17 protein-coding genes are annotated in these 21,134 nt (G+C 36.9%); 10 read left to right on the top strand and 7 right to left on the bottom strand.

Annotated elements, in window-relative coordinates; genetic code table 11:
- The first annotated feature begins 23 nt into the window (after nt 1-23).
- The 5 genes from fabF (at nt 24) to BALCAV_RS14260 (ending at nt 6,675) form a co-directional block, all read left to right on the top strand.
- Complete coding sequence (gene fabF / locus BALCAV_RS14280; protein WP_003321960.1) at nt 24-1,271, top strand: beta-ketoacyl-ACP synthase II; 1,248 nt, start codon at nt 24-26, stop codon at nt 1,269-1,271.
- A gap of 179 nt (nt 1,272-1,450) precedes the next feature.
- Nucleotides 1,451-1,864: a hypothetical protein gene (locus BALCAV_RS14275; protein WP_003321961.1), complete on the top strand. Its 414-nt coding sequence runs from the start codon at nt 1,451-1,453 to the stop codon at nt 1,862-1,864.
- Between the two features lie 21 nt (nt 1,865-1,885).
- Nucleotides 1,886-2,164, top strand: coding sequence for a hypothetical protein (locus tag BALCAV_RS14270; protein WP_003321962.1), 279 nt, complete (start codon nt 1,886-1,888; stop codon nt 2,162-2,164).
- A gap of 31 nt (nt 2,165-2,195) precedes the next feature.
- Complete coding sequence (locus tag BALCAV_RS14265; protein WP_003321963.1) at nt 2,196-5,876, top strand: multicopper oxidase domain-containing protein; 3,681 nt, start codon at nt 2,196-2,198, stop codon at nt 5,874-5,876.
- Nucleotides 5,866-6,675: a hypothetical protein gene (locus tag BALCAV_RS14260; RefSeq protein WP_003321964.1), complete on the top strand. Its 810-nt coding sequence runs from the start codon at nt 5,866-5,868 to the stop codon at nt 6,673-6,675. The genes BALCAV_RS14265 and BALCAV_RS14260 overlap by 11 nt, the downstream gene beginning before the upstream one ends.
- Nucleotides 6,676-6,708: 33 nt before the next feature.
- On the opposite strand, the gene BALCAV_RS22135 is transcribed toward BALCAV_RS14260, so the two are convergent.
- Nucleotides 6,709-7,209, bottom strand: a complete 501-nt coding sequence (locus BALCAV_RS22135) for a hypothetical protein (RefSeq protein ID WP_136446080.1) — start codon at nt 7,207-7,209, stop codon at nt 6,709-6,711.
- A gap of 674 nt (nt 7,210-7,883) precedes the next feature.
- The gene (locus BALCAV_RS14245; RefSeq protein WP_003321967.1) at nt 7,884-10,427 is read right to left on the bottom strand and encodes a CBS domain-containing protein; all 2,544 of its coding nucleotides are present in this window, start codon (nt 10,425-10,427) and stop codon (nt 7,884-7,886) included.
- Nucleotides 10,428-11,228: 801 nt separating this feature from the next.
- Here BALCAV_RS14245 and tnpB point away from each other — a divergent pair.
- The gene (tnpB, locus tag BALCAV_RS14240) at nt 11,229-12,362 is read left to right on the top strand and encodes an IS200/IS605 family element RNA-guided endonuclease TnpB (protein WP_040324045.1); all 1,134 of its coding nucleotides are present in this window, start codon (nt 11,229-11,231) and stop codon (nt 12,360-12,362) included.
- 122 nt (nt 12,363-12,484) lie between these two features.
- On the opposite strand, the gene BALCAV_RS14235 is transcribed toward tnpB, so the two are convergent.
- A complete protein-coding gene (locus tag BALCAV_RS14235) occupies nt 12,485-12,868 on the bottom strand; it encodes a hypothetical protein (protein WP_003322697.1) in 384 nt (127 codons plus the stop codon).
- 107 nt (nt 12,869-12,975) lie between these two features.
- Between BALCAV_RS14235 and BALCAV_RS14230 the strand changes: the two genes are divergently transcribed.
- The gene (locus BALCAV_RS14230; protein WP_003322696.1) at nt 12,976-13,482 is read left to right on the top strand and encodes a GNAT family N-acetyltransferase; all 507 of its coding nucleotides are present in this window, start codon (nt 12,976-12,978) and stop codon (nt 13,480-13,482) included.
- Nucleotides 13,483-13,515: 33 nt separating this feature from the next.
- On the opposite strand, the gene BALCAV_RS14225 is transcribed toward BALCAV_RS14230, so the two are convergent.
- Nucleotides 13,516-14,103: a cell wall hydrolase gene (locus BALCAV_RS14225; RefSeq protein WP_003322694.1), complete on the bottom strand. Its 588-nt coding sequence runs from the start codon at nt 14,101-14,103 to the stop codon at nt 13,516-13,518.
- A 422-nt stretch (nt 14,104-14,525) separates the two neighbouring features.
- Between BALCAV_RS14225 and BALCAV_RS14220 the strand changes: the two genes are divergently transcribed.
- Nucleotides 14,526-15,461 carry a CAP domain-containing protein gene (locus BALCAV_RS14220; protein ID WP_040324044.1) on the top strand — a complete coding sequence of 312 codons (936 nt, stop codon included), beginning with the start codon at nt 14,526-14,528 and terminating at the stop codon, nt 15,459-15,461.
- Nucleotides 15,462-15,624: 163 nt separating this feature from the next.
- Nucleotides 15,625-16,749 carry a D-alanyl-D-alanine carboxypeptidase family protein gene (locus BALCAV_RS14215; RefSeq protein WP_003322692.1) on the top strand — a complete coding sequence of 375 codons (1,125 nt, stop codon included), beginning with the start codon at nt 15,625-15,627 and terminating at the stop codon, nt 16,747-16,749.
- 95 nt (nt 16,750-16,844) lie between these two features.
- On the opposite strand, the gene coaA is transcribed toward BALCAV_RS14215, so the two are convergent.
- Nucleotides 16,845-17,798, bottom strand: coding sequence for a type I pantothenate kinase (gene coaA, locus BALCAV_RS14210; protein ID WP_003322691.1), 954 nt, complete (start codon nt 17,796-17,798; stop codon nt 16,845-16,847).
- A gap of 652 nt (nt 17,799-18,450) precedes the next feature.
- Between coaA and BALCAV_RS14205 the strand changes: the two genes are divergently transcribed.
- The gene (locus BALCAV_RS14205) at nt 18,451-20,595 is read left to right on the top strand and encodes a type IA DNA topoisomerase (protein ID WP_003321296.1); all 2,145 of its coding nucleotides are present in this window, start codon (nt 18,451-18,453) and stop codon (nt 20,593-20,595) included.
- Between the two features lie 44 nt (nt 20,596-20,639).
- On the opposite strand, the gene BALCAV_RS14200 is transcribed toward BALCAV_RS14205, so the two are convergent.
- Both BALCAV_RS14200 and BALCAV_RS23120 read right to left on the bottom strand, forming a co-directional pair.
- Nucleotides 20,640-20,930: a hypothetical protein gene (locus tag BALCAV_RS14200; RefSeq protein ID WP_003321295.1), complete on the bottom strand. Its 291-nt coding sequence runs from the start codon at nt 20,928-20,930 to the stop codon at nt 20,640-20,642.
- 17 nt (nt 20,931-20,947) lie between these two features.
- Nucleotides 20,948-21,079 (bottom strand): hypothetical protein, encoded by a 132-nt coding sequence (locus tag BALCAV_RS23120; RefSeq protein ID WP_268746816.1) that lies wholly within the window; start codon nt 21,077-21,079, stop codon nt 20,948-20,950.
- Nucleotides 21,080-21,134 lie beyond the last annotated feature (55 nt).

Below are 21,134 nucleotides of genomic sequence, written 5' to 3'. Positions count from 1 at the left end.
ATGAAGATAAAGGAGAGAGCATAGTGGAAAAAAAGCGAGTAGTAATTACAGGATTAGGAGCCGTTACCCCACTTGGTAATGATGTGGAAACGACGTGGAGCCAGGCAGTTGCTGGTGTTTCTGGGATTGGCTCATTAACAAGAGTTCCAGCTGAGAATTTTCCAATTAGCGTTTCAGGAGAAGTGAAGGATTTTGATCCAACTATCTTTGTTGATAAAAAAGATGCCCGTAAAATGGATCGTTTTACTCAATTTGCGGTTGCTTCTTCCCTTATGGCATTGAAGGATTCAGGCCTTGAAATTACAGAAGAGAATGCTGGGCGTGTTGGTGTCTGGATTGGTTCTGGGATCGGCGGAATGGAAACTTATGAGCAACAATTTCATAACTTTTTGGCAAAAGGCTATCGCCGTGTGAGTCCATTTTTTGTTCCGATGATGATTCCTGATATGGCATCAGGTCAAGTGTCGATTACAACAGGTGCAAAAGGGATTAATTCATGTTCGGTAACTGCCTGTGCATCTGGTACAAACTCTATTGGGGATGCGTTCAAAGTCATCCAACGTGGTGATGCAGATGCGATGATTACGGGGGGAGCAGAAGCTCCGATTACGAATATGGCTGTAGCCGGCTTCTGTGCCGCAAAAGCAGTTTCAACAAATGAGGACCCTAAAACGGCTTCACGCCCATTTGATAAAAACCGAGATGGCTTTGTCATGGGGGAAGGAGCAGGGATTATCATTTTAGAAAGTTTAGATAGTGCTTTAAAACGAGGATCAAAAATTTATGCTGAAATCGTTGGTTACGGGGCAACTGGTGATGCCCATCATTTAACACAACCAGCACCAGAAGGCGAAGGAGCAGCACGCTCTATGCAAATGGCGATCGAGGATGCAGGAATTGATCCAACAGAGATCGACTATTTGAATGCCCACGGTACAAGTACAGGCTATAATGATAAGTACGAAACATTAGCGGCCAAAACGGTCTTCGGAGAGCACGCCTATAAACTAGCAATTAGTTCAACTAAATCAATGACAGGTCATTTATTAGGTGCCGCTGGTGGTGTGGAAGCAATTTTCACAGTTAAAGCCATTAGTGAAGGTATCATTCCACCAACAATTAATTATGAAACTCCTGATGAAGATTGTGATTTAGATTATGTACCAAACAAAGCAAGAAAACAAAAAGTACGTGCCGCGATGAGTAATAGCTTAGGCTTTGGCGGTCATAACGCAACGGTTGTTTTTAAAGAGTTTGTCCAATTTAGCTAGGTAGATAAGCTTGTTGTGAACATTTGTTCACGGCAAGCTTTTTTAATTGTAATAAACCCTTGAAAAATAAATAAAATTTGATTGGGAATATGTAACAAATGAATAAAAACTTCATAGAAATAAAATGGAAGTAGGTAAATAACTATGGATTTATTATAACTGAAATGAAGGAGGGTATTATGAGCAATCAAGAGTTCTTTTATTCAGGAGCTAAGTCGTCAAAAGAAACGAAAAGGATTAAAAAAGTCAATAAATCAAAAAAAGTAAAATGGGAAGGCAGAGAAGATAAAAAGATTAAAGGTGATTTAGCAGAAGGGATCTTACCAGAAAATCATCTATTTTTAGACGTCCTTGGTCAAGAAATACTAATCACGATGCAATCAAGCCAATTGAATATATTAGGGCAAACATTTCGACCGATTTTTACGGGAAAGGTAGTGGAAGTCACGAATGGGTTTATTACCTTAGACCCTGTCATCATTAAAATGAGCAATGCCCCATTCTACCGTTTTCCTACGCCATTAAGTTTTCCAATGGAATTAATAGCTAATTTTGTTCCGTTCGATTCAGATATTCAATTTCCAATCCCATAAAAAATGTGAGGAGGAGTTCAAATGAGTTTAGAAAGTCGTCCCATAAATGAAATTCGATATGAAGTAGTTACAGAGGCATTTACAGAAGCGATTGGAAGTCGAGCCCTTATTATGATTGCTGAATTTCCGTTTTTAGTTATTGGTCAAATAGAAAAAGTGGTAGGAGACTTTGTATTTATTTGTGTGGAAACAACTCATATTTCTGAATTAGAAGGAAGAGTGATGCGAATTCACCTTGATGATGTTGTAGTGTTTTATATTGAAAATGACGGGCCACGTATTCCAAAAATAAATTCATAAAAATGGTAATAAAGAAAGGAGGTTAGTGAAGTTGCTTAGATGTTATCACATTGTAGCAATCCCAATCAAAATTGTCGTCAACAATTTTGGCGATCATAATCCAGATGGGATGATGTATGTTTTAAAGGAAAATGAAGAAATAGTAAAAGAGAGGGTTAAATGTAATCCGTTTATGCCAGAAGAGCTTGTCCAACCTTTAACGATACGTGCTAATGCAGGCGACCTAATTGAAATATTGTTTGAGAACAAGCTAGACTTTGCGACATCGATGCATATTCAACGTGCTGACTATGATGTTCAAACCTCAGATGGTTCTTTTGTTGGATGTAATGAAAATTCAACAGCCCCACCATGTCCACCTGGAGGAACACAAGTTTATAAGTGGCATGTAGCCGGGGAAGGGATTCATTTTTTCTCTGATTTAGGAAATACTCTTTCAAGTGAGTTAGGCAGCAATGTTCAAGGTTTATTTGGGGCGTTACTTGTCCAACCGAAAGGGTCGTGGTGGACAGATCCAAAAACGGGAAAAGAGATCAACAGTGGGATGTATGCAGATATTCACAATCCATTATTACCATCTTTTCGAGAATATGCTTGGTATTTTCATGACGAAATGGAAGTCGATAATATTCTTGGAGAAACACCAATCGATCCTCATTTTAATCAGCCTAGCAGTACACACTTAATTAGTTATCGCTCTGAGCCAGAACGAAATCGCATGAAGCTCCTTCATGAAGGGGTTGTATGCCCGGATTGTGCTGGGGAAGAGGTTCATCATGATTCATGGACTTTTGGCGATCCTGCCACACCAATTTTACGCTCGTATGTCGGTGATCCATTAAAAATAAGGGTGATTCATGGTGGAGTAAAAGAAACACATGTTTTTCACTATCATGTTCACCAATGGTTATTTGAGCAAAGGGATCAGGACTCTGAAGTAGTCGATTCACAAGCGATTTCCCCTCAAAACTCGTACACCATTTCTCCTTTATATGGAGCAGGAAGTTTACAAGAGGCATTTGGTGACGTTATCATCCATTGTCATCTCTACCCTCATTTTATGGACGGAATGTGGGGGATGCACCGGATATTTAATACATTACAAGACGGAAGTCAATGTTATCCTAACGGGGTGCCGATCGAACCTTTACAACCTTTACCTGGGCGACCTCTGCCACCAAAAGCAACTCCAGAATACCCTGGATTTCCTAATTTTATTCCTGGTATTGTGGGTTGTAAAGCACCAAGACCACCGCTTGGAATCGTTTCTGGAAGAGGGGAACGTGAACCGACCGAAATTGAAATAAATCAGTTTGCCGCGAATGCTGCACCTGGAGCCTTATTTGTGAACCCTTGTATCGAAGGAGTTACACCAATACGAGAGTATCATATTGTCGCCATCCAAATGCCTGTTATTTATAACCGTAATGGTTGGCATGATCCAGAAGCAAGGCTCTATGTTTTAGCAGAGGATGAAGAAGATGTGCTTTTAGGAAGAAAAGAACCAGAGCCTTTAGTTATTCGTGCAAATGCAGGAGAATGTGTGCATATTACGTTTACAAATAAATTGCCAGAAACTTTAGGTGGAAATACTTTCCAACTCATTAATCGTACGTATGAAGCTTCGACTCATATTCATTTCGTAAAATTTGATCCATTATGTTCTGATGGAGCTAATGTTGGTTGGAACTATGATACAGGGGTACTTTCAGGTCAAACGATTCGGTACCAATGGTATGCAGACGTGGAATTAAAGGGGACATTTTTCCATGATCATTTATTTGCAAACGCTCATCAACAGCACGGTTTGTTTGGTGGAATTATAATTGAAGCTAAAGGATCTGAATATTTAGATAACAAAACTGGAAAAGAAATTAATTCAGGAATACAAGCATTAATTACAAACCCACTCATTCCTGATTACCGTGAACTGGCTTTATTTGTTCATGATTTCGCACTTTTGTTTGATAAAGATGGTTGTCCATTAAATCCACCGCCTTTTCCCTCATCTCATGAAGATCCAGGGGTGATGGGTGTTAATTATAAAAATGAACCACTACAATTTCGATTAAAGGCACCAGAATGTGATCCGGCCTTTGTGTTTAGTTCGTATGTTCATGGTGATCCTGTTACTCCAATATTAGAAACGTATAATGGGGACTGTGTTAGGATACGTCTCTTCCAAGGGGCACAAGAAGAATCGCATAGTTTTAATCTTCATCGTCAACGCTGGCGTCGTGAACGTGGGGATTTAGATTCAGAATTGACGCAACAACAGCATTTAGGAATTTCTGAATCTTTTACAGCAGAATTTGCCATCGAGGGAAAAGGTGACTTTGATATGCTCTACCATTATGGTGGAATTGATGATATTTGGTTAGGAAATTGGGGCTTACTACGCACCTTTGAAAGCGAAGTTCCGTTTCTTTTCCCTTTACCTGATCGAGCGTGTCCACCGGAGCGATTGACCCCATTGCCGTATGTAACATGTGATTTGCCACCAAAAGCACTCACACCTGGTCAATCTGTCCCTAAAGATGTCCCTATAAAAAGCTACGAGGTTGTAGCCTTACAAACTGATCTTGTCTACAACAAAGAAGGTGATCACGATCCTTTTGGAATCATATTTATACTTGCAAGAGATGAAGAAGCAGTTAGAAAAGGAATAATAAATCCAGAACCGCTTATCTTAAGAGCCAATGTTGGAGATTACGTCGAGATTACCTTACACAACAAACTAATCAATAAGTTCCATCATGGAGATATTCATGGCTATCCAGAAGTTCCAGTAGAAGCCCCATTCCCTCCATCTTTAAGAATTTCATTACATCCTCAATTAGTAGCCTATGATGTAAGAGGATCTGATGGAGCGACAGTTGGCTTTAATCCTGATCAAACGATATGTCCGGGGGAGAGTATTACGTATCGTTGGTATGTAGACCAAGATGTTGGAGCTTGTAATTTATGGGATATGGCCGATCTCAGGAACCACCGTCATCATGGAGCGTTTGGCATGCTTATTACGGAACCAAAAGGCTCGGTATATGTTGACCCGAAAACACGTGAAGAAACAGACAAAGGCAATCAAGTCGTTATCTCAAATCCCTTGTTAGGAGAGTTTCGCGAGTTTGCTATTGTGATGCATGATGGGGCCCGCCTTGTCGACAAAAAAGGAAATGTCATCATCGATCCAGAGCCAATTGGTGTTGTACTAGAAGAAGAAATGGAAGACTTTGAAGATCAAGGCTCTCGTGGTTTCAATTATCGGGCAGAACGTTTTTTACATCGTTTAAGAGAGAATCCTGATATTTCAAAAGTGTTTAGTTCAAAAGTTCATGGTGATCCGGCCACCCCAATTTTTTATGCTTATCCTGGAGACCAAATAACGATTCGTTTTATTTTCCCTGCTGATAAACCAAGGGCCCATACGTTTGTCCTTCATGGTCACCGCTGGTCACAAAGCGTCGACGATGTAAATTCAGAAATTACCAGTACAAGAGGTCAAAGTACTGTGGGGACACAGGAAACATTCCAACTGCGTTACGGTGCAGGGAGTTATTTTAACACTCCAGGTGACTATTTATATCGTTCTGGAAACATTCGTTGGGATATAGAACTTGGAGTTTGGGGGATCATGAGAGTTTTAGATGAAATCGATCCATGTTTGGCACCATTAAAGCAGGTAGAAGGAGAGGTTTGTGATGGCGAATAATCATATTAATCATCGATGTAATCATGAGTACAATCACCATCGTTTATCTGAGCCCTTTCATTGTCCAGCCTGTATTCCGATAACAGAATATGATCATGATCTATTTTGTACGCCATTTGCTTGTCCAGCAAGATTGCCATCTCCACGATACTCGTCCCCTACGACGAGTCTTACAGCGGAAGATTATGAAGAACTTATTAGTTGTATCGAAGTAATTAACCAACTGTTACTTGCATTAGCCAATGAATCAGATGAGGAGAATCAGCTTGAATTACGTCAACACTTACGAAAAATTCTTGATGCATTTGTCAGTGTATCTGTAAAGTGTGGGGATCAAGAGCTAAAAATAAAAGGTCTATTAAAAGATGTAGGGAAAAATTTTATCCTAATAACTGATTTTGATAAGAGGACGTTTATTCCATTTACAAACATTTGTTTTATTCAACATGACTCTAATCAAAAAAGGCATGAAACAGCACATGAGGGGCACCGTCATACATTAATTGATATAGATACATGTATGAGAAGGCAGTTAGTGCTTCATTTTGGGGAGTATGTGTCACAAAAACCTTATTTACTAAATTTATTTTTTGGATTAAGTTTAGAATTATATTTATTACAATTTATTGAATGCCCCGTCCATGTCGTAAAAAGAATGAGCGAAGAGTCTCATGCCATCAATGAAGATGAGATTAGAGGAATATTGGTTGATGCGAAAGATGGACAGCTCTATCTGAAACAAAAAGAACAACTTGAGCTCGTTAATGTAGAAGATATTTGTTATATAAAAATGAGGTGAACTAAAAAAAGGTGAGATAATTTCTCACCTTTTTTAATCTGAAGAACATTCAATAATGACTTTACAGCCAATTTGTTTGAAAAGGTTATAAGTTAAATGATTAGTTAATCCTGCTAGTCGTAAAGAAACCCGTTTATGACATGCTGGAATCACCGTATGTCCAGAGGTTCCATGATGAGAATTACCGCCATGTGAAAAGTGGTGAGAATAGCCACAAGAATGCCCGCAGTTACAGGAGTGCCCGCAGTTACAAGAGTGCCCGCAGTTACAAGAGTGTCCACAGTTACAGGAGTGCCCGCAGTTACAGGAGTGCCCGCATTTGAAAGAATGTTCATTACAACATGGATTACATTTACGGTCAGGCCATTTTATTTTACGAATATGATTTCTTAAGACGGTTACAACAGTTTGATTTTCAAGCTTTACATCAACATAATCAGTACCAACATTACATAATATCCCTTCAACTTTTTTTGAAGATGGCTGATGGTTATTATTCATTAGATTTACATGAGGAATTGCTCTCTTATCCATCTATCTACTCCTTTCAAGTCTCTACAAATAGATTATGTAAGATGTACTTGATGTGGGTAGGTAAATATCTAAAAGGCCATAAGAATATATATCTATTTTTGTGAAAATTAATATAATCATCCATACGGAAGGTAGCAAATTTAAATATTATACATTATCACTATGAAAGGAGGGATTCGATGTATCGTGCACGTTGGAATGAGTACTGTTACCAAGATTATTCAGACAAAAAACACGACAAAAGTGATTGTAGTAAGCAACATGACAAAAAACACGATAATTATGATTGCAGAAAGCATCACGACAAAAAACACTGTAATTGCAAGGAGCATCAGAATAAAAAGCATGATATGTGTGATTGGAAAAAGCACCACGAGGAAAAGTATGATAGCTATCGATGTGGTTATTATTCAAAATGTCCTTATAATTGTGGCTGTCATGCTGGTTATAATCATCATCACAACCATATGAACTATTATTGGCACCAACATCATTGTTGTTGCTGCTGCTGTAAAAAGTAATCACTAGAAAACAACAAAGATAATAAAAAAAGTCATTTAATCTTTATAAAGCATTCATATGAGACTAGCTCATTGACTTATGTAAAGAAAGGACGTGAAGGCAAATCGTTCACGTCCTCTCCTTTTAGAGGAAGTCTAGTTTACGTTAAATAGTTAGGGCGTTTGCAATTGGAAATTCTCTTTAACCCACTTAATCGCCGCTGTTTTATTGGTGATTTTATTTGACAACTGCAATAATTCTAATTCCATTAAGATCTGGCTAAATATTGGGCTTGGTTTAAAGCCGAGATTTTTTAGGTCATGACCAGAAACGAGTGGGACAAGCTGATTACGTTTATCTACATAATCTTGAATAATCTGATTTAAGTTTTTATGAGCGGTGGAGAAAAATAATAAGGTGTGGTCAGGAATAGCACAAGCGCGCGTATGTAATTCTTCAACAGTTAAGGGAGATGGCCAATTTTTGATCTCTTTTAAATTCTTTAAAAAGGTCATTTCCCCATTAGTGACAGCAAACTCTTGCATTTTTTCAAACCACGAACTCTGATCAAAAACTAATGAAGTTAAAAGGATAAATTCATTTTTTTCTTCTTTTTTGACTAATTTATCAAAAAGTTCCCAAGCTTTTGGTGAAGGACTCACTTCGAAAATATGAGACCAAACAAATAAATCATTTAGTTCTCTAAAAAGAATTGGCCAATCCTTTTCTTTTATAATTAGCTTTAATTCGGATCTTAACCGTGTTTTACTAAGTTTCATTAACGAAGAACCGGCCGCTTTTGCTAACTCTTTCGTTTGTGTTGCTAGTTGATACTGAAAACGATGGGCAAATCGAATGGCCCGAAAGATTCGAGTAGGGTCTTCAATAAAACTGAGCGTATGAAGGATTCGGATTTTGCCTTTCACTAAGTCTTCTTTCCCTTGAAAATAATCCAGTAATTCCCCAAAGGAAGAAGCATTCAATTTTACAGCCATCGCATTAATTGTAAAATCTCTTCTTGCCAAATCCTCTTTAATATTGGAGTACGTAACCGTTGGGAGGGCAGCTGGTCCTGTATAAAATTCAGTTCGGCTTGAGACAAAATCAATTTTGATCTCTGAAGGTAATGTCAGTGTTGCTGTACCAAACTGTGGATGTTCTTGAAAATGCCCATCCATAATCGCTGCTATTTTTTGACAAAAAGCGATAGCATCCCCTTCTATTACGATGTCAATATCTTTATTATCTTTTTTTAATAACAAATCTCGGACAAAACCACCAATTAAATAAGCATTCAGAGCTTCTTTATCTGCTTTTTCACCGATTAAACGTAAAAGGTTATACAACTCAGAGGATAATAACTGCTGAAGATGTTCTGATACGTTTTGAACGGAATGAATGGCGGCACGCTCTTGTAAGTTGCTTCGATAATTGTGGTTATAAAGAATTTCAATAATATCTGAACGTGAAATAATCCCTTTAAGTTGCTTGTTAGCTAACACGAGCAATCTCCCAATATTATGCTCAATCATCATTTCCTGTACCGTCTCAAGCGTATCGTCTTCTGAAATAGTGACTGGATTGGTGGTCATATAAGCTTTTGTCGGAGCGTGACCGAGAGCATGTCTTAATGCTTTATCCACATCTTTTCGAGAGATGACGCCAGCTAAGCTCCCGTTTTCAGTTACGACTGGTAAGCCGCTATGTCCATATTGTTGCATTAATAGAGAAGCATGTTCAATCGTTTCAGATTCAACGATTGTTTTTACAGGTTGTGACATGATTTGTTTAGCGGTAATCGCAGGCTTTACAATCGTTGGTAACTGTTGTTTAAGGTTTTCTATTACACGAGTAGTTTCGCCATTTTTAATCGTTGCAGAAGCTGCTTTTTCATGGCCGTTTCCACCCAGTTTCTGAATAAGAGGACGAATGTTCACTCTTTCTCCCTCAGCACGACCAACTACATAGACATGTTTGCCCATTTTGACGACTGAAAAAATGGCATCAACATCAATCGTATCCATTAATTTTTCGGTTAAAAAAGATAAATTATTAATATACTCTGTTTGCTCATGACACGTTAAGTAATAGCTTGTACCATCTATTTGTCCTTTTTCTCCGTTATTTAAAAGGACTTCGAATAACTCTTGCTCTGTACTTGAAAAAGTTTGCTGAACAAATTGGGTAATAATCGATAAATCAAGGCCATGATGAAATAAATAACTCGCGGCTTCTAAGTCACGAGCTGTCGTGATGTCGTGAGTAAAAGAACCCGTATCCGAATATAAGCCTAAGCCAAAGACGGTTGCTTCAAATGGAGTAATCAGCAGTTGATTTTCGATTATTTCTTCTAATAAAAGGGTAACCGCAGCCCCCACTTGTACAATGTGCTCTTTAGCGTTTTGGATAGAGTTCGTTTGAGGTGGATGGTGATCGTAAACAATAAATTGCACATCTTCTTTGAGCTTTTCTATTGGAATTTCTACTCTTTTTGGATTTGCCGTATCAACGACGACACAAGTATCTACTTTACTCCAATCGATTTCTTTAGAACTGAAAAAAGAAAAAGAGTCACGATGAATCGCTAAAAATTGCTTTAATTCAGGCTTTTGTTTTTCGGGTAAAACGAGTTTGGCTTCTGGGAAAAGTTTATTTGCTGCTATCATCGAGGCAAAGCCATCAAAATCAAGCTGTATATGGGAATGGATAATAATCAAATTAATTCCTCCTGTTATGTAAACGAACAAATGTATAGTCTATTCGAATCCGAATAATTTATAGTCTTCTCTATTATAAAGTCGTCCCCTTGAAAGATAAAGAAAACTCGTCGAGAGCGAGTCAAAGGAGAATTCGGCGTAAAAAGAAAAGAGAAGTAGCTGAATAAGCCGAAAAAGGGTGGAGTTCGGCGTAAAATATAAAATCTAGTCACGTTCTATGCTGAACAAAGGCGAATTCAGCATAGATTACAGCAACGAATTACCAAATAAGTCAAACGATCCGATAATGGATAAATTCGCTCTATAAAATAGCTTCGATATTCACCTACTTACTATTAACATTTTTGTAGACAAAACAAAAGACTACTCCAATTTAAGTAGTCCTTGCGCATGGTTTACTTTTAAATTAAATAGAAGCTTCAATGACCATTCCTTTTGCTTGATGGGCGGCAATTAATTGCGGAAAATACGCGGAATGTTCCACTTCTTTTATGACAAAGCGTTGGATGAGTTGGATACACTCGACTTGGAAAAGGTTTAATTGGGTGAATACTTTTGATGATTGCTCTGATTGAAAGGTCTTGGAAGGCTCAAATTTTAGAAAGTCATCTTTACCGTTTAAAATGAAAGATTTGATTTTCGGTTTAAACTTTTTATCATTTCCCGACAGAAGACTCCCTCTTCAATCGTGTGAAGGGAGAAGCCCAACGATAAGGGGGAGATGAATGGCGGTTGGCGGTAGCCAAAGAGATTCTTGTTAGGGTATAATAAGAACGTACATTCCTATTGGGGGTGAAAACAATGCTCATCAACAAAGCGTACAAATTTCGTCTCTATCCAACCAAAGAACAGGAAATCTTCATTGCTAAAACCATCGGCTGTTCTCGTTTTGTCTTTAATCGCTTTTTAGGGCAATGGAACGATACCTACCAAGAAACAGGCAAAGGATTAACTTACAATGCTTGTTCGGCTGAATTAACGCAACTAAAAAAGGAATTCGTATGGCTAAAAGAAGTGGACAGCATTGCCCTTCAATCCTCCCTGAAAAACCTTGCTGATTCCTATACTCGATTCTTCAAGAAACAAAATAAAGCGCCACGCTTCAAATCTAAAAAGAATCAGGTACAATCCTATACTACGAAAGAAACAAATAGCAACATTGCCATAGTAGACAACAAAATTAAATTGCCGAAACTGGGTCTTGTTCGCTTGGCCAAAAGTCGTGAGGTTGAAGGACGCATTCTGAACGCTACAGTCAGACGAAATCCAAGCGGAAAGTTCTTTGTATCCATTGTAGTCAAAACAGACGTACAGCCCTTGAAGAAAACGGATTCATCTATCGGTATAGATTTAGGGATCATGGACTTTGCGTTTTTTTCGGATGGTCACAAGATGGACAATCATACGTTCACAGCCAAAATGGAAAAGAAATTAAAACGTGAACAGCGAAAACTTTCAAGACGTGCGTTACAGGCCAAAAATAAAGGTATTCATCTACTTGATGCAAAAAACTATCAGAAGCAAAAACGAAAAGTGGCCAGATTGCACGAAAGAGTCAGGAACCAACGAGACGATTTCCTTCACAAATTAAGTACAGACATCATCAAAAACCACGATGTGATCTGTATCGAAGATTTGAACACCAAAGGAATGTTGCGTAATCATAAATTAGCCAAATCTATCTCGGATGTATCTTGGTCTGCTTTTGTATCAAAATTAGAATACAAAGCGAAATGGTACGGGAAAACCATCGTGAAAATAAGCAGGTGGTTTCCATCTAGTCAAATCTGTTCCGAATGTGGACATCAAGATGGAAAGAAATCTCTTGAAATAAGGGATTGGACGTGTTCTATTTGCCATAAACATCACGATCGAGATATCAATGCCAGCCAAAATATTCTAGCCGAAGGGGTAAGAACCTTCGACTTGGCTTAAACAACAGACAGAACCGTAGGAATCGACGGGGATAGCTTGGTCCATAAGAGAAACCTCTGTTGGCAAAGAAATGCGCTGGCAAGTACGCTCTGTTCCCAAGAATCTCCCACTTCAAGCGTTAGCTAAGTGGCGAGTAGTTCAAATAATTCAATCAAGTCTTTCGTGTAATCTGTACCATAAAGCTGATCGTATTCTTTAAAATGAGCTAAAATTTGATTATGTTTTGTTATAAAATGTGTGAGGGCAGGGGATATTTCCTTTTTGGGACTAGGTGTAGTATGTGGAATTTGCTTAAGTGTTTTAGGTGATTGATCTTCGAGTTTGTTATAATAAAAATCGTAGGCCATAAGCTTATTTTCTGAAATGGGTGTCGTTTCATTTTCAGCTCGTCTTATAGGAGAAATGCTTTCAACTTCGGCAATCGTTTGACTGTTTGAAAAACGTTGAACATACATCTCATGGATTCGATTTGCCCGTATAGAAGAGACTTTACTTAACCGGCTCATTATAATCACCACCTCTATTCTATTACAATTACTATTCCTTTTATTCAAAAAAATGAAACATTTTAACATGATCAAAGCATTGTATAGCTTTGGAGAAGGAGAACCAGATGGAAATTCGATTTTTACAAAAAACTGACTGGATTCAATACCGTCAGATAAGGTTAGAAGCATTAAAAAAAGAGCCTTTTTTATTTGCAGACTCTTATGAAGAACAAAAAGAAAAGAGCTCAGCCCATTTTCAGTCAGAATTAACAACACCGTCCAATATTGTTTTAGGTGGATTTATTGAAGGTGAGCTAAAAGGGATTATCTCGTTAAAACTTTATACGTTAAAAAAGATGGAGCATAAAGCAATGCTAGGTCGTTTTTATGTCATGGAAGATGCTAGAGGCAAGTCTTTAGGCAAAAAATTATTCCAATCAGGAATTGATAGGGCGAAAGAACTTGGAGTTGAGCAGCTTCAATTAGTTGTTGCATCAATAAATGAAACAGCTATTAGTGTGTATAAAAAGCAAGGGTTTAAACGTTTTGCTTATGAAGAAAAAGCGATGAAATATAATGGGAAATATATTGATGAAGAATACTTTGTTTTAAACTTAACAGAAGAAAAATAAAAAATCCAGCATTTGCTGGATTTTTTTATTAAGTTATTTTGAAAAGACGTGGTCGCCAATACGGATTGTTTCTGTTCTTGTTGCATTCCAGTGGTTGGTTGCTGTTGTTGGATTATAGAAGAAAAGCGAACCTTGTCCTTTTCCATTAAAAGCGAGTGCTTCGTTAACGGCTCTAACAGATTCAGCATCAGCAGCTTTATTAATTTCCCCATTCATATATGGTGAAAAAGCATAATGCCCACTTGGAGTAACCTCTTGGATAACACCTGTTATCGTATTAGGGAAATCTTGGTGAGCTACACGGTTTAAAACAACAGTCGCCACGGCAACTTTTCCAGCATAAGGTTCACCTTCAGCCTCTGCACGGACTAATCTAGCAAGTAAATCTTTTTCAGCTGCACTAATAGAACTAGGAATAGCTAATGTCTCTCCAGTAAAAATCATGTCACCCGTTTTTTCATTCGCTTCTCTTAAAGCTTGTACGGAAACCCCATACTGTTGACCGATAAGGTATAAACTTTCTCCGGCTTTCACTTGGTGTGTTCCAGCTGCATGGGCATCATTTGAATACAATAAAGCAAATGAAAAAGCGGCTGTTAAAGTAATCATTAATTTCTTCATGAAATAAGTCCTCCTAATAAATAGTAGAGTAGTTGCCATAATTAGAAACAAAACTATGACAATCAAAGTCTAGCCTACCATAAATAATAGTAAGACAACTGACGTAATAATTTCCAATCCCTCCTAAAAAGAGGGCTATTATAGGTCATGATACTTCTCAATCTACTTTTTTACAATTTCATACCGATTATTACGTTTTCGTAACATAACGTTAACGGTCAGCGAAGCTTTCTGACTTTTTCTTTAGTCAAATAAATGATTAAGCTGTGCGGTGAATGGATTTCTAAGAAAAGAAGCCTTGAAATATTTCTAAAACAACCTCTGAAAATATGAATCTTTTTCCATAGTCAACTTCTAAAAAACTATGCTAATATTCAACTCATGCAAGACAAATGAAACAAAATTTCAGGAGGTTTTCAGAAATGAAAAAAGTCATAGCAACGACATTTTTGGCAGCAGCGATTGCTGTCTCAGGGTTTTCTGCACAAGCAGATGCTCATTATAAACCATTCACTACAGATGTAAAAAAGGAAGTTACTTATGTTAACTCTCTTAATATTAATAGTGAAGAAGTATCAAAATGGGCTGAGTCCAAAATTGCTCAGATTCTGAACGGGTATCAAGTAGAAGCATTTGCTTGGAAAAAATTCTTCTTTATTGATGGATTTGAAAAACCAAATGCACCGGTTCAAGTAGAAACTCCAGACCCTAAACCAGAGCAAGAGCAAGAAGAGCCAAAAGAAGAAGTAGCTCCACAACCTGAAAAAGAAGAAACTACTCCACAACCAGAACCACAACCAGAAGTGGAAGAGCCAAAAGAAGAAGTTCAACCTGAAGAAGAAAAGCAACCAGAGCAAGAAGTAGCACCTAAGCCAGAAGAAGAGAAACAACCAGAACCACAACCAGAAGTAGAGCAACCTAAAGAAGAACAACCAACAATTGAAGAACAACCAGAAGAGCAAGAGCAAAAAGCTTCTGTTTCTGCTGAAGAGCAACAAATGGTTGATTTAGTTAACCAAGAGCGTCAACAAAGAGGGCTAGCTCCATTAAAAATTAATGAAGAGTTAACAAAAGTTGCTCGTGTTAAAGCTCAAGATATGATTGACAACAATTACTTTGATCACCAATCACCAACATATGGTTCACCTTTTGATATGCTACAACATTTTGGTGTGTCTTATCGTACAGCTGGTGAGAACCTTGCAGGGAACCAAACAGTTGGAGCAGCTCATCAAGCTCTAATGAACTCACAAGGTCACCGTGAAAACATCTTAAACTCTAACTACACAGAAGTAGGAATTGGAATCATTGATGGCGGCCCTTACGGAAAAATGTTCGTTCAACTATTTAAAGGGTAATATACCCAAAAAACCTCACTTTTAGTGGGGTTTTTATTATGGTTCTAAAGATTTAGTACCTTTTAACCTAATTGTAATCGGATTGTAATTTTACTGTTATCGTTGTGTAATTTCTATCTTTTAACCTAGTTAATTGATAGATCTTTTTTTAGGGGGACTTCTGTTGGTTACGCGGATAATGAAACAGTTGATGATTGTAGCTTGTCTTTCCACTTTCTTTATATATGGGAATGGCGTAAAAGCAGAATCGAATAAACCATTTCAGTTAAATAGTGAAGTTGCATTATTAATCGACCAAACAAGTGGTGATCTCGTATATGAGCAATTTTCTACACAAAAAATGTATCCCGCTAGTATTACAAAAATCATTACCGGTATTATCGCGATTGAGCAAGGGAATCTAGATGACATAGTAACGATTAGTAAGGAAGCAACGGAAGTAATTGGGACAAGGGTGTATTTATTAGAAGATGAAGAAGTAACGTTAAAAAAGCTTGTTCAAGGGTTATTAATTAATTCAGGTAATGATGCAGGCACGGCAATTGCTGAGCATTTTGATGGCAGTGAGGAAGCGTTCGCCAAACGGATGAATGAATTTGTGACTGAAGAAATTGGGACTGTAAATACCAACTTTACGAATCCGCATGGTCTATTTGATGAAGAACATTATACAACGGCACTAGATATGGCTAGGATTACACAATATGCAATGAAAAATGAAACCTTTCGTGAGATTGTCAGTACTAAAGAATTAGAATGGTTAGGAGAAGGTTGGGAAACGACTATTTATAACCATCATCGATTATTATGGGATTATGAAGGGACGACAGGTGTAAAAAATGGCTTTGTTAGTCAGTCAGGCTATACTTTGGTCACTTCAGCTGAGCGTGATAATCAAGAATTTATTGCCGTTACATTAAAAGCACCGAATGCAAAAATGGCTTATCAAGATACGATGAAATTATTAAATTATGGGTTTGAAAACTATCATACAAAAATGCTTCCAGAAGATAAACGTTTTCAGGGGGAGGATGGAGAAGAGCTCTTTTTAGAGAAGGATCTTTATTTTACTCAGCTATTAGATGAAAGCGTAGATTATGAAGTAAACCAACGTAATCAATTAGAAATAAAAGGACAAGAAGACCGCACGATTAAAAGAGTCGATTTAAAGACCGTTGATGTTGAACCTGTTCAGACAAAAGCTGAAATCGACCTAGAAGCAGCCGAATCAAAAGGCATTTTGGGCCGCATGTTTGACTTTTTGGTTCAATTATTTTCATTTAAATAGAACATAAATAGGATAGATAAGTCTTTTAAAGAGACAAGTAGTTATGACGACTACTTGTCTCTTTTTTGTTGGTTTAAACAACTGTTTATTAAATGTTACGTCTTCTTTATTTGAATATCACTAACGCGGTGGCCAGGTCCTTTTTTCAAAATCATATTTGCTCGATATTTGGTCGGTTTAATGTTTTTTTCTAAGTTTACTTTATTAACTGTATTCCAAATGTCTGTTGCAAAGGCTACCGCTTCTGTTGGTGATAAGTCACGGTAACGGTGGAAATAGGAAGAGGGATCTTGGAATGCTGTGTTTTGTAATAATTTAAAGCGTTCAATATACCATTGTTTAATATTCATTTCATCGGCATCCACGTAAATAGAGTAGTCAAAAAAATCGGAGACGAATACCTCTGGAATATTGGACTTCTTTTTATTCACTTGAAGAACATTAATCCCTTCTACAATGACAACATCTGGTTCTTCAACCTTTTGTACTTCGTTTTGTAAACGATCATAAGTTAAATGGGAATACATCGGAACTTCCATGTAAGCGGAGCCAGATTTTAAATCAGTTAAAAAATGAATTAAACGTTCGATGTCATAGCTCTCAGGAAAGCCCTTTTTTTTCATCAAATTACGAGCATTTAGCGTTGCATTAGGTAATAAAAACCCATCGGTCGTCACTAAATCGACTTTTGGTTTTGTCGGCCATTGTGAAATTAATGCCTGAATTAAACGGGCGGTCGTACTCTTTCCAACTGAAACGCTTCCAGCAATCCCGATGACAAAAGGAACTTTTTTAGTTGTTCGGTTTAAAAATAAGTTCATTTCATGATGAAGATTCATGGAATGAGTCATTTGAATATAGAGCATATGAGATAAGGGCAAATAAATATCGGTAACTTCATCAGGGGAAATGATTTGATCTATCCCTTGCATAAGTTCGATTTCTTGTTTGGATAACGCAGCCTGTTTTGGTTTAGCTAAGGCAGACCACTCTTGCCGATTAAAGTGGCTATAGGCTTCAGTTGATTTCATAGTCAAATTTATTGTCATCTTATTAGGACTCCTTTAAGTGGGAAAAGACTTCGCGACACTCAAAAATGAATTAATTAAGCTTATTTAATGGATCGTAAAGATCTTTTTAATATCGTCATCATATCAAAGGATATAAAATTGAACAACTATATATTCTCACATATTTAACCTAGTGAAACACTCTTTTTTATTTGATTGAACATGTGAGGAACTTTTTTTCTTCAGTGATGTCAGTGAAATAATAGGGTGTAAGACTAGATTCCCCTTATTATTCCTTTGTTGGGTTTATAATTAAACAATTTTTCATAAAAAATTTAAATAAAGGATTCATTTTTTATAAATAAGTTTATATAATAGTCTTTGATCGTGCATTAGGGGGGAAAAGGTAATGGCACAAGGAAAAATGGTAAAAACTCTTTCTGTCTTATTTATAGTAGGAACTGTAAGTTTAATTTTTATTGCGGGCATTTAAAATGATTCCAAAATGAAAGTGGAAGCTTTCGTAAATATAGATAAAATGAATATCATTGGAGAAGCTGCTCTATTTTGGGACAGCTTCTTTTTTATATGTTAAGCAAAGAAGGGGAAGTTTTCTTTTTTTCCATAATTATTCTTGATGTTTGGCTCATCTAAACGTATGATCGAAGGTAGATGAAAGGATGTGATAAATTTGAAATTAATCCTCACGGAGAAACCGTCTGTAGCGAAAAATATTGCCGATGCACTTAAGATTCGGACAAAACAAGATGGTTATTTTGAAGGACAAGATTATGTCATTACGTGGGCTTTTGGTCATTTATTACAGTTGTATGATGCTAAGGATTATGAGGAGAAAATGAAAATATGGAAAATGGAGAATTTCCCGTTTTTACCGACATCCTTTCAATATAAGGTTAAGTCCAATCCGAAGAATAGGGAGAAATCAGATCCTGGAGCAGCGAAACAATTTAAAACGATTCAACGATTAATGAATCGGCGCGATGTAACAGAGATTATTTCTGCTTGTGATTATGACCGGGAAGGACAAATTATTGGCGATAGTATTATTTATCACAAAGGAACAAATAAATCAGTCAAACGCTTATTATTGAATGAATGGACAGAAGAAGAAGTCCTGAATGGTCTACAGAATTTAGAACTAAATGATAAGCTTAGGCCGTTACAAGATGCAGGAGTTAGCAGGCAATGGGCCGATTGGTTGATAGGTATTAATTTAACTTCTGTTGCGACATTAAAATATCAAAAGGGGCGTGGCAAAGCTCTTAATATTGGACGAGTTATCATGCCAACTTTGAAAATTATCTACGATCGGGATAAAGAAATAGAACGATTTAAGCCGGAAGATTATTTTAAGCTACAGGCTACCTTTGAAACAACTAATGCAGAGAAATATAGTGGGATATATAAGGAAAAACAAAAAGAGCAATTTGAGCAAAAAGCATACTTAACTGAGATACAAAGCAGCCTTGCCGAAAAAAAGGCTAAAATTATTAAGAAGGAAAAAAATCATAAACGTGAATATCCACCTTTTTTATTCAATTTAACGAATTTACAAGGGTATATAACGAGCAAATATTCTGGATGGACTTCTGATAAAGTCTTGAAGGTCGCTCAATCGTTGTATGAAAAAAAATATATAACCTATCCTCGAACGTCAAGTATCGCTTTGGATGAAAGCCTCGTTAGCAAAGCAGCTCATGTTTTATCAAAAGTTAAAACAGATTACCCTTTCCAAGAAGAAATCCAATTTAAAAAATCCCAAAGAGTATTTAACAATCAGAAAGTTGAAAGTCATAGTGCGATCATACCGACGTATGTGAAGCCAAAATCGTTATCACCAGATGAACAAAAAGTATATAGCGCGATAAAAAATCGTTTTGTGATGCAATTTATGCCTCTTTTTGAATATGAAGAAACGATTATTGAAACCAAAATCTTGGGAGTGGAATTAAAGGGACACTTTTTTTCAAAAGGAAAAGTGGTTTTAAAAGAGGGCTGGAAAAAAGTTGAGAAGATGGAAACGAAAGAATCATTGCTTCCAAATGTTCAACTTGATGAAATCGTATCAGTCGTTAAAGGTAATGTAACGACACATCAAACGATGCCACCAAAACCACATACAGAGAAAACGTTACTTAAAGTAATGGAGACGTGTGGAAGGCATATAAAAGAAGACGAAGAGGAAGTAGAAGAAGTGTTGTCTGGATTTAGTATAGGGACCCCTGCGACACGAGCGGATACCATAAAAAAACTAAAAGATGTTGGTTATATTCAAACAAATAAAAAAACGTTAACTTGTACTTCTTTAGGAAAAGAACTTGTAGAAACATTTCCGATCCCACAGTTGTTTAACTTAACGTTTACAGGAAAGCTCGAGAAAGCTCTTTACGATATGGAAAAACAACAAGTAACTAAACAACAATTTCTTTCGTTTATATATAAGTTTACAAAAGAGTCAGTAGAAAAAATTAAAGCGGGTCAAGACCAAATCATTCAACAAGTAGAAGCGAAATCTTCAAGTTCCACTGACGTATTAGGGAAATGTCCGATTTGTCAGCATCCCGTTATTGAAGGAAAAAAAGGATTCGGCTGCAGCAATTGGAAAAATGGTTGTAAGTTTGTTATTTGGAAAAATGATAAGTTTTTGCAAACGATGAAAAAGAAACCGACAAAAACAATGGTCAAAAATTTATTAAAAGATCAGGTTGTTTATGTCAAAGGATTAACAAGTAAAAATGGAAATAAATTCAATGCAAAATTAAGTTATGAAAAAAATAAAGAGAATGATTATTTTAGCTGGAAAATGGATTTTTAACACCAAAATAAAGTGGAATGAACTCATTAGTCGTTCATTCCACTTTATTTTTGATTTAAAAGCGATGCAATAAAATCGCCAATTGGTACATCGCGGATTTCATCGATTAATTTATCGAGTTCTGAACGTTTTTTTAAGGAACCTTCTAATAAAATTTGAACGGTTTGTTCACGATCAATCAAGATCGATTGCACCGTTAATGCTTTTGTTAAAAGAGCAGTAATGACAGCAATTTCATTAGGAGAAAGCTTATATTTATTCTTATCAAAAGACTCTTTCTTCTTTTGGCCCTGATTAAAAAAAGGGTTGGAACCGAATGGGTCTTGGCCATACATGATAAGACCTCCCCCTGTTAGACATTAAAAGAAAAAAGTGGATTTGGTTCGGTTGTGTCGCCACCTTCCGTCCAAATTCCAAGTAAAAAGCTAAAAGCAATAAGGACAGCAACTCCGATCAATATTCCGTATGTTAATTCACTTTCCATATCAACACCTACTTTTGCTTTAAACATTTATTTTATTGTATTCCAGCTTGCTTGC

The organism is Alkalihalobacillus alcalophilus ATCC 27647 = CGMCC 1.3604, from assembly GCF_000292245.2.
Lineage (GTDB): Bacteria > Bacillota > Bacilli > Bacillales > Bacillaceae_D > Alkalihalobacillus > Alkalihalobacillus alcalophilus.
Note: the sequence above shows the minus strand (reverse complement) of the source record. Positions and strands in the feature narration are given on the sequence as shown.